The organism is Nocardia brasiliensis ATCC 700358 (assembly GCF_000250675.2).
GTDB classification, from domain to species: Bacteria; Actinomycetota; Actinomycetes; order Mycobacteriales; family Mycobacteriaceae; genus Nocardia; species Nocardia brasiliensis_B.
Map to the genome: position 1 here is coordinate 4,367,899 of NC_018681.1, position 23,792 is coordinate 4,391,690.

The window sequence follows — 23,792 nt, forward strand, 5'->3', positions numbered from 1 at the left end:
CGACCACGAGCAGGTTCCCATGAGCTCCACCAGCACACCCGACTTCGACGTGCTCGTCATCGGTGCGGGATTCGGCGGCCTCGGCACCGGCGCGGCGCTGCGCCGGGCGGGCATCGACAACTTTCTGATCATCGACAAATGGCAGCGGGTCGGCGGTACCTGGAACGCCAACACCTATCCCGGTGTGGCCGTGGATGTTCCGTCGCCGATCTACAACTTCTCGTTCCAGCAGCGCTCCCGGTGGTCCCGGTTCTTCGCGCCGGGCGCCGAAATCCAGCGTTACGCCGAGGAAGTGGCGGATCGGCAGGGCCTGCGTGACAAACTGCGGCTCGGTTGCGGGGCGATGCGGGCGCGGTTCGACGAGGCCACCGATCAGTGGCGGGTGCTGACCACCGACGGGGACGAGATCACCGCACGCTTCCTGGTGAGCGCCGTAGGTGCGCTCGAACAGCCGAAGCCGCCCGCCATCGCCGGACTCGACCGGTACACGGGCACGCTCATGCATACCGCGCGGTGGGACCACTCCTATGACTACCGCGGCAAACGCGTTGCGGTGATCGGCACCGGAGCGACCGCGCTGCAAGTGATTCCGCGGCTGGCCGAGCAGGCCGACCAGCTGACGGTCTTCCAGCGGACCGCCATCTGGGTGGCGCCCAAACCCGATTTCGCGTTGGGCCGGATCGGTCATCGGGCGCTGGACTTCCCGCCGACGCAGCAGGCGATCCGGCTGATCGGCAATGCCGCCGTGAACGCGTTCCTCGGGATCGGCCTGGCGCTGTCGGACTATCCGCGCCTGACCTCGGCGGTGCTCGGCGCGGGTGAAGCGGCGCTGAAGGCCTACCTGTTCACCCAGGTGCGTGATCGCGGCCTGCGCCGCGCCCTGACCCCGACCTATCGGCTGGGGTGCAAACGTCCCTCAATTTCCAACAACTATTTCAAGACGTATACCCGGCCCCACGTCGACCTGGTCACCACGGCAATCGAACGCTGCACCGAACAGGGCATCGTCACCGCGGACGGCACACACCGCGAGTTCGACATGGTGGTGACCGCCACCGGATTCCAGGTGATGGACAAGGGTGCTACGCCGCCATATCCCGTACATGGCTGTGGTGGCACCGAATTGGGGGAGTACTGGGACACCCATCGATACCAGGCTTACGAGGGCGTGTCGGTGCCCGGATTCCCCAACATGTTCCACATCTTCGGGCCCTACGGTTACGCGCCGGGTTCGGTGATCCCGCTGATCGAAGCCACCGCCGCCCACAGCAGCCGGGTGATCGCGGAGGCGTTGCGCCGCGGTGCGACCCGGGCCGAGATCCGCCGGGAGCCACACGAGGAGTACTTCGCTCGCATGTATGCCCGCAACAAGAACACCTATCTGTTCAAGCAGGGCTGTGCGGAATCCCGCACGTACTACATCAACTACCAGGGCGACGGACCGGCCTTCCGGGCCACCACGCAGCTCGGAATGTATTGGAGCAACCGGCATTTCCCGCTCGACCACTACCGATACACGACTTCCCGGATGGTGCCTGCCGCCGGCGACGCCCCGGCGCGCCAGAGCATCGTCACGCACTGAGCCCAATCCAGCATCGGAGACGATCACGAGTATCACCTCGTTCCTGCACACCCAACACGCCGCGGCGACACCGGTCGATGATTCCGTCTTCGACACGGCCGCACTGGTTTTCACCGTCGAGCGGGTGCTCGACGCACCCCGCTGGGCGGTGTGGACCGCACTGGACGACGATCAGGCCTGGCGCTGGTTGCCGATTCCGTGTGTGGGCGTACGTTACGACTCGCCCGAGCGTGGGGCGGGCGTGATCCGCGAAATGGGATCGGTGTTCGATCCGCTCCGCTTCGGGTGGGTGGAGCGCGAGCGGTTCTGGCGGCACGAGCCGGGGCACCGCATCACCTTCGGTGTGGTGAGCGGAAACTGGTCGCAGTTCCTGCTGGTCCGGCAGTACGCCGAGGACATGACCTTCACCGATCTCGGCGCCGATCGCACCAGGGTCGTGTGGACGGTGGCGGTCACTCCGCGGCTGCCGCTGCGCTTCTCCACCTGGTTCCCGCCGCTGTGGCGGGCCGCGTACCGGATCGGCGGAGTCGGCCCGCTGTTCGCCCGTCGCGTCGCGCAGGTCGCGCAGACGAGTTCGTCACCGGTGTGGCCGATCTCCGCCAACGGGCGACCGGCCGCCGAACTGACCGGGCAGCGCGCCGAAGAGGACGTGAAATGACCGAAACCAAGAGCGCCACACCGCAATACGAAGTCATTGTGATCGGTGCGGGCATCGGCGGCATCTGTGCCGGGGTGAAGCTGCAGGAGATCGGGATCGACGACTTCCTGATCGTCGACCGCGTCGGCGGACTGGGCGGCACCTGGTACAGCCACAGCTATCCGGACGCGGGCTGCGATATTCCCAGCACCACCTACCAGTTCTCGTTCGCCCGCAAACCCGACTGGGACCGGTTGTTCGCCAAGCGCGATCAGATCCTCGAGTACCTGCGGGAGGTCGCCGCCGACTACGACCTCCCGCGGCGAATGCGGTTCCACACCACCATCGTTCGTGAGGAATGGGACGACCGCGACGCCCTCTGGCGGCTGCACGTGGACTCCGGTGAGGTGCTCACGGCCCGGTTCGTGATCAGTGCGGTCGGCGCCTACATCAACGCGAAGACCACACCGGATATCCCCGGACTCGACTCCTACGCAGGGGTTTCCATGCATCCGGCGACCTGGAACCACGATTACGACTTCACCGGTAAGCGCGTGGCCATCATCGGCGTGGGCGCCAGCACGATGCAGATCGCGCCGACACTCGCCGCTCAGGTCGAACGCCTGGATATCTATCAGCGCACTCCACAGGTGTATCTGCCGAAGCCGGACTTCGTGCTGCGGCCGTGGATGCAGCGGATGCTCGCGCTGCCCGGTGGTTCGGCGCTCGTCAACGGGCTCGCTCAGGGCGTGATCGACTCGGCGCTGCGGGTGGCGGTGTTCACTCCCGCGCCGCTGTGGAAGCTGGGCGCGCGCCTGGTCGATGCGGCCGGACGCAACGCCTACGCGGGATGGGTGCGAATCAAGGTGCGGGACAAGGAGGTCCGTAAACAGCTGCGGCCGGACTTCGGCATCGTGTGCATCCGCGGCGGCGCGGGTGGGGACTACCTGCCCACGCTCAACCGCGACAACGTCGAGCTGATCACCGCGGGCATCGGCGAGATCACGCCGCACGCGATCCGCAGCGCGGACGGTGTCGAGCGGGAGATCGACGCGCTGGTGCTGGCCACCGGCTACGAGGTGTTCTCCGATCCGGAGAGCTACAAGCCCGGCACGGTGCTCGGTCGTGCCGGGTTCGACCTCGGGGTGTTCTACAACACCGAGGAGTTGAAGGCCTACTACAGCACCTCGGTGGCCGGTGTGCCGAATCGGTTCATCATGATCGGCCCGTACTCGTGGACCGGTACCGCGTTCCACTATTTCGTGGAGAACGCGATGCGGCACATCGCGACGGTCATCGACGAGACCCGCCGGCGCGGCGCCACGGTGGTGGAGGTGCGGCCGCAGGCCCAGGAACGCTTCCACCGAGAGATGCTGCGCAGCGGCCGAAACCTGTCCTATTACTTGGAAACTCGGTGCGAGGGGTCGAACAGTTACTTCATCAACTCGCAGGGGAAGTCCCCGTATCTGCGGCCGTGGTCGCTGCTGAAGACCTATCGCAGAGCGACTCGTTTCGACCGCGAGGATTACAGCTACCGCAGTCCAGTGCGTGACGCCGACCCGATCGTCGCGCCGGATATCGAACTGGCGGCGGCCGAACTGTCGTAGCCGGACGAGACGTGTGCGCGCGTCACGCAGGGATCGCCGCGGTGAGCGAGTAACTCAGCCCGAGCGCGGCGATCACCACCACCAGCAGCAGCGCCAACAGCATTCCGGGCACGTTGTCGATGAGGGCCGGTTCGTTGCGGTCGGTGCGCGATACTGCCATGAGATTGACCTCCGGTAATCGGGCGTGGTGTATTGCTGCGATTCCCTGTTGCGCGAGGGTCAAACATCGACGGATGTGACTTGTGTCCAGTGCTGTGGGCCGACCGTCCCGGACCGGGGTCGCGGTGTCAGAACAGGCCCGCACCGGCGAGGTCGGCGAACCGGCTGCCGCCGCTGAACCACTCGGCGTTGCCGAACGTGTCGTCGGCGCCGAACGTGCGGGTGCCGCTGTCGCCGAACCAATCGAAGGTCTGGCCGCCGTCGCCGCCGATCATGTCGGTGACGTCGGAGGCGTTGTCCCAGCCGCTGTCGCCGAACCAATCGAAGCTGTCGTCGCTGCTGAACGGGTCGCTGCCGTACGGGTCGCCGGTGCCGAACAGATCACCGAAGGGGTCACCGGAGGCGTCGTCTCGACCATCACCGAGCCAGTCGAATCCATCGCCCGCCTCGTCCGGGCCTGACGAATCGCTGCCATCGCCGAACAGGTCGGTGTAATCGCCGCTGAACGGGTCGTCGCCGTCGAAAGAATTGTCGCCGAACGGATCATCCGGCTGCGAAGTATCGCCGCTTTGGTCGTCGCCGAACCAATCCGATCCGTCGCCGGGCGCGGTTTGCTGATCGTCGCCGCTCGGTTTCTCCGGTTTCGGCCGAGGTGCGCCCGGACGGTTCGGCCGATCGTCGGGGTCACCTTTTTGCGGGGTGCTGTCGGACGGCGACTCCGCGTTGTCCGGCTTTCCACGCTGATACATCTTGTTGAGTTCGCCGACTTCGCTTTTGCCCAGCGGGCTGGGCCCGTCACCGCACCTGTTGACGACGCTGGCCATGATGCTGCACCCGCTGTCGTTGTGATCGAGGCCGATGGCGTGCAGCAGTTCGTGTCCGGCGATCTCGGTGCGGTCGGCCGGGTCGAAGCCGCTGTTCTTGGGGTCGAGTTTGACGAACGGACCGTTGTCCCAGCCACCCAGGCCTGCGACATCGCCTTGGAAATGTTCGTTGCTGATATCGATCGCGCCATTTCCCGTTCCCGGTTTCAGCACGATGTTCAGACCGGGCGTCGCGTTCAGATGCTTGACCGCGTTCTCGATCCCGGGATCATGAATCTTGTTGTTGTAGTGAATGATCGCCCGGCCGTCTTTGTCGTACCCCTGAATCTTCGCCCGAAAGTCGAAACTCGCCGCCTGCGCAACCCCGGCGGTCGTCGCGCTCAGACTCAACCCCGCAGGCGTGAGCAACGCTCCGGCCAGCAACGTGGCGAACAGCCGGGGCCGCCCATTCCCCGGCGCCTGCGCAATCCGATGCTTCCCCCGATAGCGACGACTGCCCACATCAAGCATGACCTGAAGACCTCCGAATATCAGCGAACGGGCTCCACGACACGGCCCGGCGGCGTCGACAGTACTGGTGGAAACGCGCCGATGCGCAAACTATAAGCCGCAGCTAAACACGCGAAAAAGGTCTCGGCGCAACGTATTTAAGCACCGTCTGCAACGACGTTAGTTCGCGGGAAATGCGCGCGGTAGTCAGATCCGGGCGATTACGGTGGCGTTCAGAAGTAGCGCGCCCAGAGGTAGATCCAGGCGAAGGTGGTGCTGAGGGCGGTGACGAGGATGCCGTATTTGGTGAAGGTCCAGAAGGTGATGGGGTGGCCGGCGCGGCGGGCGATATCGAGGGCGACGACGTTGGCGCTGGCGGCGACCGCGGTGCCGTTGCCGCTGAAGTCGGCGCCGAACGCGAACGACCACCAGAGTGCTTGCCCGTGCACCGGGTTCGGCGTCTCGGCGACCAAGCCTTCGACGACGGGCGCCATGGTGGTCGTGTAGGGGATGTTGTCGATGAACGCGGCGACCACGGCGGAACCGAAAACCAGTGTGGCAGAGGCCAGTAGCGGGTTGTCACCGAAAGCGGTGACGGCGGCGTCGCCGATGCGGTCGATCACGCCGGTGTGCACCAGCCCGGCCACCATGACGAACAGTCCCATGAAGAAGACCAGTGTGCCCCATTCGACTTCGCGGAGAATATCGCCCACGTCGAGATCGGAGATCAGCACCATCGCACCGGCGCCGAGCAGCGCGATGATCGAGGGCGCGATATGGAACACCGAGTGCAGCCCGAAACCGAGGACGACGGCGGCGAGCACCAGCAGGGAGCGGGCGAGCAGCCTGGGGTCGGTGATGGCGCGGCGCTCGTGCAGCGCCATCACCACCTCGATGTGCGCGGAATCGTGGCGCAGATGCTTGCGGAACAACCAGCGGGTGAACAGCACGAACAGCACGAAGATGACGGTGACGGCCGGTGCCATGTGCACCAGGAAATCGTTGAAGCTCAGCCCGGCCCGGCTGCCGATGATGATGTTGGGCGGGTCGCCGACCAGGGTCGCCGCACCGCCGATGTTGGCGGCGAGGATCTCGGCGATGAGAAAGGGTTGCGCGGGCAGCCGCAGCCGATCGCACACGACGATCGTCACCGGCGCGACGAGCATGATGATGGTGACGTTGTCGAGCAGCGGCGAGGCGACGGCGGTGATCACCATCAGCATCACCATGAGCCGGAAAGGCTTGCCGCGGGAACGTTTTGCCGCCCAGATCGCCAGGAAGTCGAACAGTCCGGTGTGTTTGACGACGCCGACGATGATCATCATGCCGAGCAACAGGAAGATGACGTTCCAGTCGATGCCGTTGTGCGCGGAGTAGAACACCTGCTCGCCCGGCACCAACCCGAGCACCGTCATCAGGCCCGCCGCGACGAGCACGATCTTGACCTTGTCGGCGCGCTCGGTGGCGATGCACCAGAAGGCGCCGACGAAAATAGTGAGGGCCAGTAGCTGAGTCACGCCGATCACCTCGTGCGGCCCCGGCGGGCTCAGTCCTCGGGTCCGGCGATGGCCAGGCTCAGCAGCAGCCGCTCCAGCGTCACCGCGCCGAGCAGCGTGCGATCCCGGTCGACGACCGCGACCAGCGGGCTGTGCTTCTGCGCCATCAGCGCCGCGACCTCGAGCAGGGTGGCGTCGGGGCGGATGGTGGCGGGTTTGGCGATCGTCTCGGGCAGGCAGTCGCCGACGGTCCAGCGGCCGGGTTCCTGCCAGAAGAGTTCGGCGTGCAGCTCGTCGATCGTGCGGACCAGTGCCGGGTCGTTCTGATACGAGCTCGGGATGGCCAGCCGCAGCACCTGGGTGCCGGGCAGCACGGCGATCGGCCGGTCCGCGTCGTCGACGACGATCATTCCGGGTAGTCGATTGACCACCATCAGCCGCATGGCCTTGGCGACGGGGTCGGCCACCCGGACGGTGGGCAACTGGATCGCGATCTCACGTGCTTGCATGGCTAGGTCCCGTTGCGCGTGCGGGGGAAAGGTGGGCATCACCGGTTCCGATCGTCGGCGAGGGTGTCGAGCAGCCGTTCGAGGCGGGCCACCCGATCGGGGAGCGGGGCGCTGTGCAGGAGTGCGGCGAACTGGTCGGCTTCGTCGGGTTCGAGCGCGACGATCTGCACCGGTTCGTCGCCGGTGTCGTCGTAGACGAGCACGTGCTTGTCGCCGTCGGACGCGGTGAGCAGGGCGAAACGCGCACCGCCGCGGGCCAGGAAATGGTGCACGGTGCCTCGTCCCGGCACCGTCGTGCGATCGACATCCATGCCGGATACTCCTCCTGCGGTCCCGTGGTTTCCGACCTCAGTCTCGGTCGGCACCGGGCTCGCCGACCATCGGTGCTGCTACTCATCTCTGCAGGTGACGGCTATGTAGTCGGCCGGTCGCGGAATGGGTGTCAGACCCCATGGACACCGGCGTGCACCGCCGGACAGACTGGGAGGATGGACCGACCGGACAGTGCCGCCAGCTTGTTCCGGCGGGGGCCGCGCACGCCGGCCCAGGCCCTGTACCGGCGGATTTTCCTGATCAACGGAGCGGTCTTCACGCTCGGCACCTTGGTGCTGGCGCTGTCCCCGGCGACGGTGTCGGCCCGGGTGCGGCTGACCGAGGTCCCGGTATTGCTGATCGGCCTCGCGGTCATCCTGGCCGCGAACGCGCTGCTGCTGCGGACGAGCCTGGCGCCGCTGGACGGATTGATCGCCTCGATGGATCGAGTGGATCCGTTGCGCCGCAGCGGCCGGTTCGACGACCGCGGCAACGGCGATCTGTCCCGCCTGATCGATACGTTCAACGCGATGGTCGATCGCCTGGCCACCGAACGCACCGCGGCGAGCGCGTCGGCGCTGGCCGCGCAGGAGGGCGAACGGCGCCGGATCGCCCGTGAACTGCACGACGAGATCGGCCAGAGCCTCACCGTCGCACTGCTTTCGATGAAACGGGCCGCCGATCGTTCGCCCGCCGACGTGGCCGAGGTGTTGCACGGCGCGCAGGAGACCGTGCGCGGGTGTCTCGACGAGGTACGCAACATCGCCCGGCGGCTGCGCCCGGACGTGCTCGACGACCTGGGGCTGGCGAGCGCGCTCGCCGCGCTGTGCGGCGAATTCGCCACCACGGCGGGAATCACGGTGGCGCGCACGGTGGATCGCGATCTGCCACGACTCGCGGAAGAGGTCGAGCTGGTCTGCTATCGCATCGCGCAGGAGAGTTTGACCAATATCGCCAGGCACGCGCAGGCCACCGCGGTGCGCCTGAGCCTGTCCGCGCGGGACGACACGTTGGTGCTGCGGGTCCGCGACAACGGACGTGGCGGCGTGGTCGAGGACGGTGCGGGCATCCGTGGCATGCGCGAGCGGGCCTTGCTGGTGGACGCCACGCTGGTGATCGATTCGGCGCCCGGACACGGCACCGAGGTGTGCGTGACCATCCCGCAGCACCATTCAGGAGGTAGCTCGTGACGACCGCGGCCCCGGCCCGCATCCTGCTCGCCGACGACCATGCCCTGGTGCGTTCGGGTCTGCGGCTGATCCTCGACGCCGAACCCGATCTCACCGTGGTCGCCGAGGCGGCCAACGGCTACGACGCGATCCAGCAGATCGCCGCCACACCGGTCGATCTGGCGATCCTCGACATCGCGATGCCGCGGTTGACCGGGATCCAGGCCGCCCGCGAGATCGCGGGCAGCAACCCGCAGGTGCGGATTCTCATGCTCTCGATGTACGACAACGAGCAGTACTTCTTCGAATCCCTGCGGGTCGGCGCCTCCGGGTATGTCTTGAAGTCTGTGGCCGATCGTGACCTGCTGGAAGCCTGCCGGGCGACCCTGCGCGGCGAGTCGTATCTGTATCCGGGCGCGGTCAATTCGCTGATCCGCGACTGGTTGCACCGCGCACGCGACGGCGAGGCGTTGCCGCGCAGCATCCTCACGCCGCGTGAGGAGGAGGTGGTCAAACTCGTCGCCGAGGGGTTCTCCTCGCGGGAGATCGCCGGTGATCTGTTCATCAGCGTGAAGACCGTCGACCGGCACCGGGCCAACGTCATGCAGAAGCTGGGCCTGCGGGACCGGCTCGCGTTGACCCGCTACGCCATCCGGGCCGGGCTGATCGAACCCTGAACCGTCGCACGGGCCGGACCGGGTGGGTGGTTGCGCGCGCCGAGGCGCGGCGACGGCAGACTGGTTGCCGATGAAACTGCCCGAACTGCCCGAGCTACCGGTCCGCCCCGCTCTCGATGGTCTCGTCGAGACGCTGGCCGAGCGGGCGACCGCTGTGCTGGTCGCGCCGCCGGGGACGGGGAAGACGACCCTGGTGCCGCTGGCCTTGGCGGCGGCGGGCACCGGGCGGGTGCTGGTGGCCGAGCCGCGGCGGCTGGCCGCGCGGGCCGCTGCGGCGCGGATGGCGGCATTGCTCGGGGAGCCGGTGGGCGAGACCGTCGGATACTCGGTGCGCGGAGACCGGCGCGTCGGACCGGGCACCCGGATCGAGGTGGTCACCTCCGGACTGCTGGTGCGACGGTTGCAAGGCGACCCCGAATTGCCGGGGGTAGACGTGGTGATGCTCGACGAGTGTCACGAGCGGCACCTCGACGCGGACCTGCTGCTGGCGTTGCTGCTCGACGCCCGGGCGGGGCTGCGGCCGGACCTGCGCGTGCTCGCCACCTCGGCAACCGTTGCGGCCGAACGGCTTTCGGCACTGCTCGATCCGGACCGCGGGGCGCCGGTGGTGCAGGTCGACGGGCGGACGTACCCGGTGCGGACGACGTATGTGCCGCCGTTGCCCCGCGAGTGGGTCGAAGCTCAGGTCGCGCGGGCTGTCCGGGCCGCGCTCGTCGGCACCGAGGGCGATGTGCTGGTCTTCTTGCCCGGTGCGGCCGAGATCCGCCGGACGACAGCGCTTCTCGCCGATCTGAGCGAGGTGGACGTCGTCCCGTTGCACGGCAGGCTCTCCGCGGCCGGACAGGATTCCGTGCTGCGGCCCGGCGTTCGGCGGCGCGTAGTGCTGGCCACCGCCGTGGCGGAATCGAGTCTGACCGTGCCGGGCGTACGGGCCGTGGTGGATTCGGGGCTGGCCCGGGTGCCCCGCATCGATCGGGGGCGCGGACTGTCCGGGCTTGCGACAGTGCGGGTTTCGGCAGCGGTCGCCGAACAGCGCGCGGGCCGCGCCGGCCGCGAAGCCCCCGGCCACGTATGGCGGTGCTGGCCGGAATACGAGCACGCCACTCTGCCCGCGTATCCGGAGCCGGAGATCCGGACGGCGGATCTCACGCGGCTGGCGTTGGAATTGGCGTGCTGGGGCACGGCCGACGGCCATGGCCTGGCCTGGTGGGACGCACCCGCGCCCGGTGGTCTGGCAGCGGGCCGGGAAGTGTTGCGCGCGTTGGGCGCTGTGCACGACGACGGTACGGTCACCGACCGCGGGCGGCGCATCGCCGGGATCGGTCTGCATCCCCGGTTGGCGCGCGCATTGCTCGACGGTGCGGCCGAGGTGGGCGCGCGGGCCGCCGCGGAGGTGGTGACCGTGCTCGACGACGACACCCTGCTGTCCGGTGTCGATCTCGTGTCCGGTCTGCGCACGCTGCGCCGTGCGCGTCCCGGTCGCTGGCAGCGCGAAGTCGCTCGGCTGGCCCGCGCAGTGGCTGCGCCGGACGGTCGCGACGAACCGGCCTTCGTGGTGGCACTGGCCTATCCGGAACGGCTCGCGCGGCGACGCGCGCCGGGCTCGACCAGCTACCTCATGGCCGGTGGTACCGCGGTCACGTTGCCGCCGGGTTCGGGAATGGGCGATGCGGAATGGTTGGCGGTCGGCGTGGCGACGCGTGATCCAGGGCGTTCCGATGGACAGATCCGGCTGGCGGCAGTCGCCGACGAACAGCTGGCGCGCCGCGCGGCGGCGAGCCTGCTGAGCACCGTGGACGAGGTCGACTGGGTGGACGGCGACGTGGTGGCCCGTCGGGTCGAACGCCTGGGGGCGATCGTGCTGTCGGAGCGGCCGATTCGCGATCCCGACCGTGAATTGCTCAGTGCCGCAGTGTGTCGCGGCCTGCAGGAGCGCGGCCTCGAAGTGCTGCGCTGGGATGCCGAGGCGGTCTCGCTGCGCCACCGCCTCGACTTCCTGCACCGCACCCTCGGCGCGCCGTGGCCCGCGGTCGACGACGCAGCGTTGCTCGCCGACGCCGAACTCTGGCTCGGCCCGGAACTCGCGGTAGCCCGCAATCGCGCCGACCTCGCCCGCGTCGACGCCGGAACGGCACTGCGTCGGCTACTGCCTTGGCCGGAGGCCGCCCAGCTGGACGAACTGGCACCGGAACGGCTGACGGTCCCGTCCGGTAGTCGTCCCCGCCTCGACTACTCGGCCGACCCGCCCGTGCTCGCGGTCAAGGTCCAGGAGATATTCGGCTGGGCGGATGCGCCGCGCCTGGCCGGCGGGCGCGTCCCGATCGTGCTGCACCTGCTCTCACCCGCGCAGCGCCCGGTGGCGGTCACCGCGGACCTGGCCTCGTTCTGGCAAGCCGGTTGGTTACAGGTGCGCGCGGACTTGCGCGGTCGCTATCCCAAACACGCTTGGCCGGAAGACCCCACCACCGTGCCCGCCCATCGCGGGACCGCGCGCAACGCGGGCGGCAACTGAGTGCTGTTGGGGTGCTTGCTGTTTCGGCAGGCGAACCGTCGGCTCACCCGGGGAGCGGCGGTGCGCACCGGGACCCGACCGGCTGCGCCGGGAGGCGAACGCGGGCAGCGGTAGAGTGCCGCAGCCCGCTCAACCCTGCAGGCGCGCCGCAGAGACGTCGACGTCCAACCCGTGTTCGCCGGGCGGCGCACCCGGCAGCGGCGAGTTGTCGAGATAGCGGATCTCGTAGACCCTTTCGGTGAACTTCCACCCGTCCGGCGTGCGGCGGTAGCGGTCGTGGTAGATCGCGTAGTTGGAATGCGAACTGCCGCTTTTCAATCGGCCGAGTTCGAGGATGGGGGCACGGCCGGCAGCGGTGTCGCCGTCGAGCTCGACGACCCCGGCATGGGTGTGCTGGATGAAGTACTCCCAGGCGGCCTGCATGCGCGGCAGCGCGTGCTGCAACTCGGCGCGACCGGTGAGTTCGATCTGCGCGTCCGGGATGCGGAGCACAGCGTCGTCGGTGAACAGGGTGAGCAGGCGATCCGGGTCGCGCATCATCACGGCGTCGCTGAACTCGGCACCGAGCGCCGCGATTTCGATGCGGTCGGCGAGTGCGCGGAAGTCGTTCGGTATCAGCATGTTCGACTCCTCAGGAGGTGACGAGGGTGGACTGGCGGAGGGGAGCGAGCGCGGTGCTCCACGCGACGACCTTCTCGAGCAGTTTGTCCAGGGCGACGGTGTGCCGCTCGGTGGGGCGGAAAGCGGTGTAGTTCTCGAAATCGGTGAGCACCGAGATGGTGACCTGCGGGCTCACGTCGGCCATGCCGAGGGCGCTGCACACCTGACGCAACTGCTCCACCGCGAGCGCACCGCCCCCGGCCCCGTAGGAAACGAAGCCGACCGCTTTGTCGGCCCACTGCGCGAACAGGTGGTCGATGGCGTTCTTCAGCACACCGGGTGCGCCGTGGTTGTACTCGGGCGTCACGATCACGAAGCCGTCGAACGGGGCGATCCGCTCGGCCCAGGCGCGGGTGTGCGCGTGCACCGACGGGCCGAACATGGGCGCCACCGGCTCGTCGAGGTGGGGCAGCGGGTGCTCGCGCAGGTCGACGAGGTCGAACTCGGCGTCGGCGCGAGCCGCCGCCGTATCCAGCACCCATTGCGCGACCTGCGGGCCGTTCCGGTTCGGGCGGGTGCTGCCGAGGATGATGCCGATTCTGATTGTCATGCCCTACCGACGACGTACCCGGGCGAAATGTCAGGCCGGCTCACATTCCGGGTCGCTGTTTCGTCAGTCTGGGTAAGGAACGTATCGACCGAAGGAGCCGACCACCATGACTGATCCGCAACCGCGGCCGGTGCTCAGCGAACGTCGTCAGCTGATCAACCTGGCCTACCGGCTGCTCGGCTCGCTGGCCGAGGCCGAGGACGTGGTGCAGGAGGCGTACGCGCGCTGGTACGCGCTGTCCGACGCGCAACGCGAGGCCGTGGCCGAGCCGGGCGCCTGGCTGACCACCGTCGCCGGGCGCATCTGCCTGGATCTGCTCGGTTCGGCCCGCGCCCGTCGGGAACGGTATGTGGGCGAATGGATTCCGGAACCGGTGCCGGGACGCTCCGAATGGCTCGGCGGGCCGATGCCCGCGGATCCCGCCGACCGGGTCACCCTGGACGAGTCGATCAGCATGGCGTTTCTCGTGGTCCTGGAATCCATGACCCCGGCCGAGCGGGTGGCGTTCGTCCTGCACGACGTGTTCCGCTACTCCTTCGCCGAAGTCGCCGACGTGGTCGGGCGCACCCCGGCGGCCTGCCGGCAGCTGGCCTCCTCCGCGCGACGCCGGATCCGCACGTCCCGCGACGTCACTCTCACCGAACGCGCTGAGGTCGTGCAGGATTTCAAGAAGGCTTGGGAGACCGGCGATATCGAGGCGTTGGTCGGCCTGCTGGACCCGCAGGCGATCGCGACCGCCGACAGCGGCGGACTGGCTCCGGCCTTCCGGCAGCCGATCAGCGGCGGTGCCCGGATCGCCGCCGCGTGGCTCGAGATCGCCGCCCGGGCGCCCGAGGTGACGCTGATCGAACGCACGGTGAACGGTCAGCCCGGGTTGGTGGCGCTCGTCGCCGGGACCATCGTCTCGGTGTACGCCTTCGACATCGCGGATCGGCGGATCACGCGCATCTGGGTGATCCGGAACCCGGACAAGCTGCGGCCCTGGACCGAGTGACCCCTCGTCGCGGTAGCGTTTGCTCTGTTCATGCCCCGGTAAACCGCGGTCACTAGCATCCCCGAGATGGTCCCGATGTCCCGTCGACACCTGTTCGGCTCCATGGCGGCGGCTGCGGCGGCGTCGCTGCTGCCGCCTTCGCTGCACCGCGCCATGGCCGCGCCCATGCGCCGCGGCGGCCTCGCGGAGATCGAGCACGTGGTGCTGTTGATGCAGGAGAACCGCTCGTTCGACCACTACTACGGGACGCTGCGCGGGGTGCGCGGATTCGGCGACGAGTCCCCGTTGCGGCTGCGCACCGGGCGTTCGGTGTTCCACCAACCGCAGCCCGCGCCGCCCGGACAGTTTCCCGCACCGGACGCGGAGGTGCTGCCGTTCTCGCTGCGCGCCGCGGCGGCCAGGGCCGGTCGGCCGGACAGCGACATCGAGTATCTCGACGCCCTGAACCACGAGTGGTACGGCAGTACCGCGGCCTGGGCGCAGGGTTGGTACGACGGCTGGATCCCGGCCAAGACGCCCGCCACGATGACCTATTACGAGCGCCGCGACATTCCGCTGCAATACGAGCTGGCCGAGACGTTCACCATCTGCGACGCCTACCACTGCTCACTGTTCGGCGGGACCAACCCGAATCGGAACTACTTCTTCACCGGAACCACCGGATTCGAGCCCGGCACCCGGAAACGGGCGGTCGCCAACGATGCCTACGAGATCGACCATCCCGGCTATGCATGGACGACGTATCCGGAGCGGCTGGAAGCGGCGGGCGTGTCCTGGCAGATCTATCAGGAGTGGGACAACTTCACCGACAACCCCGTCGAATACTTCCTGCCGTTCAAACGTATCGGCACGCGACTGCTGGCCGAGGTCGACGGGGGATACCGGACCACCGAACAGCTGTACACCGCGCTGCTGACCCTGCCCGAGGCCGACCGGCAGCGGCTGCTCGGCCGGCTGGACGCGGCACTCGGCGGGCTGACGGCGCAGCAGCGCAGCCTGTTCGACCGTGCCATGTACCGCAGCGCGCCGGGAACGTTGCTGCAACGTTTTCGCGCCGACGTCACCGCGGGCACCCTGCCCGCGGTGACGTGGCTGGTGCCGCCGCAGGCGCTGAGCGAACATCCGTCCGGTTCGACGCCGGTGGCCAGCGCGAACCTGATCTACGAACTGCTCGACGTCCTCGCGTCGGACCCCGGAACCTGGTCGAAGACAGCGCTGTTCATCACCTTCGACGAGAACGACGGCTTCTTCGACCACGTGCCGCCGCCCGTGCCGCCGCGACCCGCGGACGGCGAGGGCGACGACTGGTACCAGGGACAGGCGATCGGGCTCGGACCGCGGGTGCCGATGGTGGTGGTCTCGCCGTGGACCATCGGCGGTTTCGTCGACTCCGAGGTGTTCGACCACACCTCGGTGCTGCGCTTCCTGGAAACCTGGACCGGCGTCGCCGAACCGAATATCAGTGAGTGGCGGCGCACCGCCTGTGGCGACCTGACCTCGGCCTTCGATTTCACGAACCCCGGCAGGCCGCCGACGCTGCACCGTCCCGGACCGGTGCCCGCGCCCGTCACCCGGTGGATGCCGGATCCGCCACCCGCGCAATCGGTTCCGGAACAGGAGCCCGGCCGCCGACCGGCGCGGGCGTTGCCCTATCAGCCGACGGTGTCGGCCGTGCTGCGTTCGCCCACCCGGCTGGCGGTGACGCTGCGCAACACTGGTGCGCGACCCGCGCACTTCGCCCTCTACAGCTATGCGGGCGAGTCCGGCTTCCCGGTCCACCTCGATGTCGTGCACGAGGCAACCGAAATCGTCACCGTCGCAGGGGATTACGACGTTGCCGTACAGGGCCCGAATCGCTTCTGGCACGAACTGCGCGGGAACACCTCGGGCGCAGCCGCCGATATCGTTGTCCGCCAACTGATCCGCCGCGGTAGCCTATCGGTCGACCTGGCCAACGGTGGGGGAGACGAGGTCACATTGACTCTCTCGTCCCGCCGCTGCACCGCGACCCGGCACGAAGTGATCCTGCCGCCCGGCACCACCAAATCCGTCGATTGGCCGACCGACGACGGTTGGTACGACCTCACCGTCGCATGCACCGAAGACCCGACCTTCAGCCGCCGTCTAACCGGCCGTATCGAACCCCCCGCCGTCGAGGTCGACTGAATTACCACCGAGGCCCGACCATGCCCGCTGGACCAAGCGGGCCTCGGTGTGGCGCGCCGCAGATCAGTCCGCGAAAACCTCCTCGATCGAGTCGTACTTCGCAGCGCGAACGATCCAGGTATCGAGTTGATCCACGTCCGTGCAGTTGATGACTCTCGCCTCGAGCGCGGGAGTCACTTCTAGGCGCTTGGCGCCCAGCACTGTGAGCAGCGCTTCGGCTTTGCCCTCGGCTTCGCCTTTGGCACGGCCCTCGGCTTCGCCTTTGGCGCGGCCCTCGGCTTCGCCTTTGGCGCGGCCCTCCGCCTCGGCCTTGAAGTGCATCTTGTTGAAGTAGTCGCTCATGTAGGGGCCGGTTTTCGTCATTTTCAGCATCTCCAAGAAGTGCCGGGTCGCACCCGTGGGGAGTGCGGACGTGATGAGGTCAATGTACTCGCCGGTGGCAGGAAGCAGGTGCATCGTCTCGGCGACGGTGTTGAGGATCGAGGCGTGGTCGGGGTGCCCGCGGTGGGCGATGGCGGACAGGATGGCCAAATCGGGGTTGGTTTCGGCGGTGTGGACATCGGTGACCACGGGAACGTTGGCTGGGCTGAGCACAAGGGGTACGAGGACGAATCCAGGGGAGACGGTGATCGGCATGCGGCAACGATTCGAGGCGCGCTCGTTCGGGCACAGCACGACCAAGAGAACCGTGCATCGGAGTCGGGCGCGCAATGTCGTCAGATAGACGGGCCAGCTCCAGTGTTTGTCTCGGTCGTGCCGGAGTTGTACCTCGATAACGATGCCGAGGACCGGGGCGGTCGCGGCAGTCAGTGTGACCACGAGATCGGCTCGGTATTCGGTGGGTTGGATATCGGGTAGGTCGCCGGAATCCAGGCGTGCTTCATCGAACTCCGGGAGTGGGGTGTCGATCACGTCGGTGAGTAGTTCCGTGACGAATTCAGGTCTGCGCCTTAACAATTCGATGAGTGCTTCGTGCTCCGAGGAGGGCATGGGCGCGACGTTACCGATGCCGGATGAGGATTCATATGGAATGGCTATGGAAAGTGTGAGGAAAATGGACAGGTTCCAGAAGGTGCTGACCGGAGGGTTCCAATTGGTAACCGGGAGTGGGTTGGGCGGCGTTTTCGCGCCGGAGTGTCGCCGTGAGAGATGTGTGGTGTTGCTGTGGTGCGCCGTGGTTTCGGGTGAGGTCGATCTCCCCATCGGTGGGGGTGGGGCTGTTCAAGGTGGGCGGGTTGCGTCCCCAGTTGTCGGTGGTCGAGTTCGATCTCGTAGGTGTGGTTCTACTTGGATATGAAATGGACAAATGGCTCAGGTGGGGGGCGTCGGTCGGTAGTGGTGCGGAGTTTGCTGGCTGTGGTGGGGGTGGTGGGCGCGCTGGCGGTGGGGGTCGGTCCGGCCGCGCACGCGGCTCCCGCGGCGGACACGTGTGCGACCAAACCGAAGCCGACCGGCAAAGTGCTGCAAGGGTATTGGGAGAACTGGGACGGTGCGTCGAACGGGGTGCACCCGGGCATGGGATGGATCCCGATCACCGATCCGCGGATCGCGGCGCACGGCCACAACGTGATCAACGCGGCGTTCCCGGTGATCGAGTCGAACGGTACTGCCCGCTGGGAGGACGGCATGGACCGGACCGTGAAGGTCGCGACTCCGGCCGAGATGTGCCAGGCCAAGGCCGCGGGAGCGACCATCTTGATGTCGATCGGCGGCGCGGCGGCGGGTATCGATCTGAGTTCGAGCGCGGTCGCGGACCGTTTCGTCGCGACCATCGTGCCGATCCTGAAGCGGTACAACTTCGACGGCATCGACATCGATCTGGAGACCGGACTCACCGGCTCGGGCAACATCAAGACCCTGTCCGCATCGCAGTCCAACCTGATCCGGATCATCGACGGCGTGCTCGCGCAGATGCCGGCGGGATTCGGCTTGACCATGGCGCCCGAGACCGCCTACGTCACCGGTGGCAGCGTCACGTACGGCTCGATCTGGGGCGCCTACCTGCCGATCATCAAGAAGTACGCGGACAACGGCCGCCTGTGGTGGTTGAACATGCAGTACTACAACGGGAGCATGTACGGCTGTGCCGGCGACTCGTATCAGGCCGGAACCGTGCAGGGCTTCACCGCGCAAACCGATTGCTTGGCAAAGGGTTTGAACATCCAGGGCACCACGATCACAGTGCCCTACGACAAGCAGGTCCCCGGCCTGCCCGCGCAGCCCGGTGCCGGGGGCGGTTACATGTCACCGAGCCTGGTGTCCCAGGCGTGGAAGCACTACGGCACCGGTGCGGCGAACAGCCTGAAGGGTTTGATGACGTGGTCCCTCAACTGGGACGGATCGCGCGGCTGGACCTTCGGCGACAACGTCAAATCGCTGCAGGGCCGCTGAGCCGAACGTCAATCGCGATGGCCGGGAGCGGGTTTCGGATGGATCCACAGGGCTTCGGCGAGGGCGCACACCGCGCCGTCGCGAGCGGCGAGAGCCACGCCCACCGTGGATTTGCGGCCCGCCTCGGCGATCGGCCAGGCGTAGGAGATGTAGTCCTCGCCCGCACGCACCGGCGCGAGCTGGGTGGCGGTGAGCGCGGCGGTGACGGTGCCGTGGCGCAGCGTGTGCAGCGCCATCGCCACCCACCCACCGGGGCAGTCCATGGCGGCCCAAACCTGTTCGGTCGGTAGGTCGCCGGTGTCGGTGGCGAGGCTCTCGTCCGGTGTCCAGGCGGCGACGACGCGGTTCTGCTCCCGTTCCGGCCACGGGAACAGGCGCAGGCCCTGCCCCGGCGCGCACAGCGAACCGCAGCCGTAGCAGTCGGATTCGTGCCGCAGCGGCGCCGCGGACGCGGTGACGGCGAGCGCCTCGTCCCAGGACGGTGCGGGCGGCGCGGTGAGTGTCAAGGTGGCAGGCACGGCTTCGACGAGGGGCAGGCCCTCGAGATCGGTCAAGAGCAACCCGTCGGAGTCGTTGCGCCGCATGGTCACCGGCGTCTCGACCGGAACGCGGCGGCGGAAGTCGACTCGCACGGCGGGCGCGCCGGACTGTGCCGCGAGCAAACCGGCGACATACCCGCCGAACGCGACGCCGGGATACCCGTGCACGTGCTCCGGCACGACGATCGTGTCCGTTCGAATCATGTGATCTGCGCCCCTCCGTCGTGCTGCCGGGTAGACGATACCGGCGTCGCGTCGATCCACCTTGCGTACCCGTCGTGAGCTGCGGCGCAATGGTGCGCCGGAATCAGCCCGGATGCCCGTGTGTTGCCACGGGACGTGAAGAAAGCAGGAATGAACGTACTTGTCGTGTACGCGCACCCGAAGCCGGACTCACTCTCGGGTGCATTGAAAGACGTGGCCGTCGACCAGTTACGGGCCGACGGGCACGAGGTCCGGATCAGCGATCTCTACGCGATGGGCTGGAAGGCACACGCGGACACCGAAGATTTCGGCGCGGTGTCCGAAACCAACTTCATGCTCGCCTCGGGTGCGGCGTATCAGCAGGGCACATTGAGCGCCGATATCCAGGCCGAGCAGCAGAAACTGCTCTGGGCCGATGCCGTTCTGCTGCACTTTCCGCTGTGGTGGTTCAGCATGCCCGCGATCCTGAAAGGATGGGTGGATCGGGTCTTCACCTGCGGTTTCGCCTACGGGGCCGGTGGCACGGCGCTGCCGCGGTACGGCGCGGGTGTGCTCGCGGGACGGCGCGCGATGCTCGTGGTGTCGATCGGCGGCAAAGAGCCGTCGTATTCGGATCGCGGTATCAACGGCCCCGTGGAGGATCTGCTGTTTCCGATCCAGCACGGCATTCTCTACTACCCGGGGATGGACGTACTGCCGCCGTTCCTGGTGCACGGCACTATTCGGCTCGATTCGGCCCGCTTCGATGCCGTCGCCGCGGATCTGCGCGCCCGTATGACGGAGTTGCCGAAGACCGAGCCGATCGGGTTCCGGCCGCAGGGCGGCGGGGACTACGACCGCAGCCTGCGGCTCGAGCCGGGGCGGGAGCCGAACGGGGCCAGCGGATTCGAGCTGCACATTGCGCGCTGACTCGCGTCGCGGCCGGGCTCGCGCCGCTACGCAACTCGCGTCGTGACCGGGCTTGCGCCGTGACCGGACTCGCGGCGCGACCTGATGCACTGATCAGGGCAGGGGAGCGGCACCCCGCTCGGCGAGCAGCATCCCCATGAGTCCTGTCTCCTGCGCCTGCCCGTGGATCATCGAGCGCGCGGTTTCTTTCACCGGGCCCGCGGTGAGCAGCTGGTCGGCCGCCTGCGCCATCGCGATGCCGCCGCGATGATGGCGATACATCAACTGCAGGAACAGGATTTCGGCGTCGCGTCCACGCGCCGTGGCGAGCGCGTCCAGTTCGGTGGTCGTCGCCATTCCCGGCATCCCGGTGCCGGGCGGCGCTTTCGGCTCGGTCTGCGCCACCGGCAGCGAATGCTGATGCGTAGCAGTCTCGTCCGCGTGCATCCACGCCATCGGACGGGCCGACATGGGGGCGGCGTTCGCCAGCCGCAGCCAGCCCAGCATGGTGCCGATCTCGAGGCGCTGGGTGCTGTCGAGCTGCTGGGCCAGCCGCAGGACGGTCGGGTCGACGCCCGGGTCGAGCCGCTGCACCATGATCAGCGCCTGCTGGTGGTGGGCGGTCATGTCCTGCGTGAAACCGATCTCCACCGCGCTGAGAACCGGTGTCGCCGTGTGCTTCTCCGGCAGCACGAGGGGCCGCAACGCGGCGCCGAGCACGAGCAGGGCGAAGGCGGCGGAGAGGAACGCGGCACCCCGGATCCAGCGCGGCACGGCTAGGACCCGACGATCGACTCTTGGTCCGCCGGCGGCGAATACACGTCGTTGTCCAGCTGCAACACCATGAATCCGTTGTCGGAGCAGGTGACAAACAGTTGCGAGCCACGCCATTCCGGCGGCGAGAGGCACCAGTCGGTGGACACGTCGCCGAAGGCGAGCCTGCCGGTGCGCGGGGTGAGCGCGTCCAGCGGATTGAACTGGCCCTCCAGCACCGCGCGCAGCGCCGGTGGGGTACTCATCAGCGGCACACCGATGATCGACGCCAGCGCGTGCGGCGAGTTCCACAGGCTGAGGTTCTGCCCGGTGCGGGCGGGCGGGTTGTAATAGGCGATCTCGCGGATATCGCGCGGATTCCGGATGTCGAAAACCCGAATGCCCGAGGAGATCCACCCGCACGCCAGCGCCGTCGGATCGTCGCGGCGATCGGCGGTGCAGTAGTGCGATTCGTAGGCGAACGCCGAACCGCCCATGGACGACCCGATATTGGCGTCGATGTTTTGCGGCAGGTTGATCTCCAGCTTGATCTTCGCGGCGACCTTGGGGGCGGTGTCGTCGGCGATATCGATGAGTTTCACACCGCCGGAGCCGCCTTCGTCGACCGTGTAGAGATACGGCTTGCCGCCGTAGGTCACCGGAATGCTGTGCTGGGTGGCCCAGCCGTCGGTCCAGAACACCCGGCCGATGTGCTGCACCTGCGGGTTCGGGTCGCGGCGCTGCACCGCGCTGATATCGAGCACGGTGAAGCCGCCGAGCGCGGACAGATACATCCGGTTGCCGTCGGCGCTGATCCCGAAACCGTGCGCTTCGATACCGGTGAGCCCCTGCCACACGACGCGCGGGTTCGCCGGATCGGTGAGGTCGACCGCGCTGACGAAACCGGGCACGATGCCCGAGGCCCAATAGGTGTTGCCGTCCGGCGAGAAGCCGCCCTCGTGCGTCGTGATCGGCAGCGGCATCAGCATATTCGTGCCGGGCCCGGGGTTGAGCAGGCGCGGATGCGCGCAGTCGGAGATATCGTAGACCGACAGGTAGCCGACGCCGGTGCCCACCGGAACGCCGGTGCCCACCAGCAGTTTTCGTGCGGTGTTGACCTTCAGGCTCTCCCAGGTGCCCGCGAGCATGGCGGGTTCGGTGAGGGTGACGGTCGGCCGCGGGTGTGCCGGGTCGGACACGTCGAGCACCTGAACGCCGCGCCCCTCGCTGATCAGGTCGCCGGGGAAGAACGAGCCCATGTAGGCGCAGTGTTCGAAGCTGGTCGAGGTGATGCCTGCGCCGCGGCCGGCGAAGCCGCCGACGAACGACATGTTGCAGCGGTAGCCCTGCGTGCTGCGTCCGCTGTCCCGGTCGGCGGCGGTCACGTCGCCCTGCATGCCGTTCTCCGGCGCCGCGCCCGGTCCGCAGTCGGCGCGCGGGACCGCGGTGCGGCCGACGTCGAGGAACTCCTGCACGGCGGTCTGGATATCGGATTGCAGGTCGGCCGACGCACTGCTCGGCACCATGAGGGCGGCCGCGAGCCCGACCATGACGAGGACCAGCGGTTTGGTGCCGCGCAGGCGTGGCAGTGAGCGCATCGTCGAACTCCCCAACCTTCAGCAAGTTGTTACGTGGTCGACCGAACTGACTGGGACAGCCGACCAAACTGACTGAATGGTAGTAACTACCGTTAACTTATGGGAAGGGTTTCGCGGAAATTGGCAGGGCGCGCGGCGTGCCGTCCCGGAACGTGGGATCTGGTACGGGTGTTCAACTGCTGGTGAGCTGCGTTTCCTGGGTCAGCAGCGCATCGCAGACGTCGAGCAGAATGCCGCGTAACTCGGCCGAACGGTCGGCCAGTGCCGACTGGGCTCTGGCGTACTCCGCGCGCCCGGCCGGCGTCTCGATGCGCACCGGGGCGTAGCCGTACTCAGACAGATCGTAGGGGCTGGCCCGCATATCGAGTTCGCGCGCGGCGCAGGCCAGCTCGAAGCAGTCCAGCATCAGCTGGGACGAGACCAGCGGGGCCAGTTTGAAACTCCACTTGTAGAGGTCCATGTTCGCGTGCAGACAGCCGGGCTGCTCCCGGCGCAGCTGATCGGCGCGGGTGAGCGGTTCGGCATTGCGGCCCACCGCCGCCGGGGTGAAGAAGCGGAACGCGTCGAAATGGGTGCAGCGCAACGACATCGACTCGACGACGGCGTCGGTGCCCGCGCGGCCGAGCCGCAGCGGCACCTGCTGGTGCCGGATGTCGTCGGTGCGGTAGACCATCGCCCACTCGTGCAGCCCGAAGCAGGACAGCTGAGCGGGACGAGCCGCGGTGGCGCGCAACAACTTCGCGATGAACTCGAGGGTGTCGCGGCGGCGCGTGAGATACCCGGGGTCGGCGGTGTGCGCCGCGCCGACCCGGTGGTAGCCGCGGGCGCCGTCGTACTCGCGGGCGCCCGCCAGTGTGACGCCGAAGCCGGGATGCCAGCGGCGCAACTGCGCGGGTTTGTGCCCGTAGTAGGTGAACAAGAAATCGATCACCGGATGCGTCGAACCCGACGCGCGCCGTTCGAGATACGGGCCCACCAGCGCATCGAGGCGGTCGAGGTGCGCGGCCGCCCGGGCGCGCCACTCGTGCTCGGCGAGCACCGCCGTCGCCCCCGTGCTCATCGCCGAACCCCGAAAA

At 67.9% G+C, this 23,792-nt stretch carries 22 protein-coding genes; 10 read left to right on the forward strand and 12 right to left on the reverse strand.

The window, feature by feature from the left end; genetic code table 11:
- Window positions 1-19: 19 nt before the first annotated feature.
- The 3 genes from O3I_RS19620 to O3I_RS19630 all read left to right on the forward strand — a co-directional run bounded on the left by O3I_RS19620 (window position 20) and on the right by O3I_RS19630 (window position 3,826).
- Window positions 20-1,582: a flavin-containing monooxygenase gene (locus O3I_RS19620; RefSeq protein WP_041564040.1), complete on the forward strand. Its 1,563-nt coding sequence runs from the start codon at window positions 20-22 to the stop codon at window positions 1,580-1,582.
- Between the two features lie 103 nt (window positions 1,583-1,685).
- Window positions 1,686-2,240 (forward strand): SRPBCC family protein, encoded by a 555-nt coding sequence (locus tag O3I_RS45570; RefSeq protein ID WP_337587891.1) that lies wholly within the window; start codon window positions 1,686-1,688, stop codon window positions 2,238-2,240.
- Window positions 2,237-3,826, forward strand: coding sequence for a flavin-containing monooxygenase (locus O3I_RS19630; protein ID WP_014984707.1), 1,590 nt, complete (start codon window positions 2,237-2,239; stop codon window positions 3,824-3,826). The genes O3I_RS45570 and O3I_RS19630 overlap by 4 nt, the downstream gene beginning before the upstream one ends.
- 22 nt (window positions 3,827-3,848) lie before the next feature.
- Here the strand turns inward: O3I_RS19630 and O3I_RS45575 are convergent, their stop codons facing one another.
- From O3I_RS45575 to O3I_RS19650, 5 genes are all read right to left on the reverse strand, one after another.
- Window positions 3,849-3,986 carry a hypothetical protein gene (locus O3I_RS45575; RefSeq protein ID WP_167829157.1) on the reverse strand — a complete coding sequence of 46 codons (138 nt, stop codon included), beginning with the start codon at window positions 3,984-3,986 and terminating at the stop codon, window positions 3,849-3,851.
- Window positions 3,987-4,113: 127 nt separating this feature from the next.
- On the reverse strand, window positions 4,114-5,319 hold the full coding sequence (locus O3I_RS19635; protein WP_141691789.1) for a hypothetical protein: 1,206 nt from the start codon (window positions 5,317-5,319) through the stop codon (window positions 4,114-4,116).
- 212 nt (window positions 5,320-5,531) lie between these two features.
- A complete protein-coding gene (locus O3I_RS19640; RefSeq protein WP_014984709.1) occupies window positions 5,532-6,815 on the reverse strand; it encodes an SLC13 family permease in 1,284 nt (427 codons plus the stop codon).
- A gap of 29 nt (window positions 6,816-6,844) precedes the next feature.
- A complete protein-coding gene (locus O3I_RS19645) occupies window positions 6,845-7,303 on the reverse strand; it encodes a CBS domain-containing protein (protein ID WP_014984710.1) in 459 nt (152 codons plus the stop codon).
- A gap of 38 nt (window positions 7,304-7,341) precedes the next feature.
- The gene (locus O3I_RS19650) at window positions 7,342-7,614 is read right to left on the reverse strand and encodes a hypothetical protein (RefSeq protein WP_014984711.1); all 273 of its coding nucleotides are present in this window, start codon (window positions 7,612-7,614) and stop codon (window positions 7,342-7,344) included.
- A 177-nt stretch (window positions 7,615-7,791) separates the two neighbouring features.
- Here O3I_RS19650 and O3I_RS19655 point away from each other — a divergent pair, with 177 nt between their 5' ends.
- The 3 genes from O3I_RS19655 (at window position 7,792) to hrpB (ending at window position 11,973) form a co-directional block, all read left to right on the forward strand.
- The gene (locus O3I_RS19655; RefSeq protein WP_014984712.1) at window positions 7,792-8,805 is read left to right on the forward strand and encodes a sensor histidine kinase; all 1,014 of its coding nucleotides are present in this window, start codon (window positions 7,792-7,794) and stop codon (window positions 8,803-8,805) included.
- A complete protein-coding gene (locus O3I_RS19660; RefSeq protein ID WP_014984713.1) occupies window positions 8,802-9,461 on the forward strand; it encodes a response regulator in 660 nt (219 codons plus the stop codon). The genes O3I_RS19655 and O3I_RS19660 overlap by 4 nt, the downstream gene beginning before the upstream one ends.
- 70 nt (window positions 9,462-9,531) lie before the next feature.
- Complete coding sequence (hrpB, locus tag O3I_RS19665; protein ID WP_014984714.1) at window positions 9,532-11,973, forward strand: ATP-dependent helicase HrpB; 2,442 nt, start codon at window positions 9,532-9,534, stop codon at window positions 11,971-11,973.
- A gap of 129 nt (window positions 11,974-12,102) precedes the next feature.
- Here hrpB and O3I_RS19670 read toward each other — a convergent pair whose 3' ends face one another.
- The gene (locus O3I_RS19670; RefSeq protein ID WP_014984715.1) at window positions 12,103-12,594 is read right to left on the reverse strand and encodes a nuclear transport factor 2 family protein; all 492 of its coding nucleotides are present in this window, start codon (window positions 12,592-12,594) and stop codon (window positions 12,103-12,105) included.
- Between the two features lie 10 nt (window positions 12,595-12,604).
- Window positions 12,605-13,183: an NADPH-dependent FMN reductase gene (locus O3I_RS19675; protein ID WP_014984716.1), complete on the reverse strand. Its 579-nt coding sequence runs from the start codon at window positions 13,181-13,183 to the stop codon at window positions 12,605-12,607.
- A 106-nt stretch (window positions 13,184-13,289) separates the two neighbouring features.
- On the opposite strand from O3I_RS19675, the gene sigJ reads away from it, so the two are divergent.
- Together sigJ and O3I_RS19685 are read left to right on the forward strand one after the other, a co-directional pair.
- On the forward strand, window positions 13,290-14,177 hold the full coding sequence (gene sigJ, locus O3I_RS19680) for an RNA polymerase sigma factor SigJ (protein ID WP_014984717.1): 888 nt from the start codon (window positions 13,290-13,292) through the stop codon (window positions 14,175-14,177).
- Window positions 14,178-14,252: 75 nt separating this feature from the next.
- A complete protein-coding gene (locus O3I_RS19685) occupies window positions 14,253-16,343 on the forward strand; it encodes a phosphocholine-specific phospholipase C (protein WP_014984718.1) in 2,091 nt (696 codons plus the stop codon).
- 63 nt (window positions 16,344-16,406) lie between these two features.
- Here O3I_RS19685 and O3I_RS19690 read toward each other — a convergent pair whose 3' ends face one another.
- A complete protein-coding gene (locus O3I_RS19690; protein ID WP_141691790.1) occupies window positions 16,407-17,546 on the reverse strand; it encodes a hypothetical protein in 1,140 nt (379 codons plus the stop codon).
- A gap of 153 nt (window positions 17,547-17,699) precedes the next feature.
- Here O3I_RS19690 and O3I_RS19695 point away from each other — a divergent pair, with 153 nt between their 5' ends.
- On the forward strand, window positions 17,700-18,734 hold the full coding sequence (locus O3I_RS19695; RefSeq protein ID WP_237748382.1) for a chitinase: 1,035 nt from the start codon (window positions 17,700-17,702) through the stop codon (window positions 18,732-18,734).
- A gap of 8 nt (window positions 18,735-18,742) precedes the next feature.
- Here the strand turns inward: O3I_RS19695 and O3I_RS19700 are convergent, their stop codons facing one another.
- Window positions 18,743-19,477, reverse strand: coding sequence for a PaaI family thioesterase (locus O3I_RS19700; RefSeq protein ID WP_014984721.1), 735 nt, complete (start codon window positions 19,475-19,477; stop codon window positions 18,743-18,745).
- Window positions 19,478-19,627: 150 nt separating this feature from the next.
- Between O3I_RS19700 and O3I_RS19705 the strand changes: the two genes are divergently transcribed.
- Window positions 19,628-20,386: an NAD(P)H-dependent oxidoreductase gene (locus tag O3I_RS19705; protein ID WP_014984722.1), complete on the forward strand. Its 759-nt coding sequence runs from the start codon at window positions 19,628-19,630 to the stop codon at window positions 20,384-20,386.
- Window positions 20,387-20,479: 93 nt separating this feature from the next.
- Here the strand turns inward: O3I_RS19705 and O3I_RS19710 are convergent, their stop codons facing one another.
- From O3I_RS19710 to O3I_RS19720, 3 genes are all read right to left on the reverse strand, one after another.
- Window positions 20,480-21,139, reverse strand: coding sequence for a DUF305 domain-containing protein (locus tag O3I_RS19710; RefSeq protein WP_014984723.1), 660 nt, complete (start codon window positions 21,137-21,139; stop codon window positions 20,480-20,482).
- A 2-nt stretch (window positions 21,140-21,141) separates the two neighbouring features.
- On the reverse strand, window positions 21,142-22,716 hold the full coding sequence (locus O3I_RS19715) for an LVIVD repeat-containing protein (RefSeq protein WP_014984724.1): 1,575 nt from the start codon (window positions 22,714-22,716) through the stop codon (window positions 21,142-21,144).
- A gap of 172 nt (window positions 22,717-22,888) precedes the next feature.
- Window positions 22,889-23,776 (reverse strand): hypothetical protein, encoded by an 888-nt coding sequence (locus tag O3I_RS19720; protein ID WP_014984725.1) that lies wholly within the window; start codon window positions 23,774-23,776, stop codon window positions 22,889-22,891.
- Window positions 23,777-23,792 lie beyond the last annotated feature (16 nt).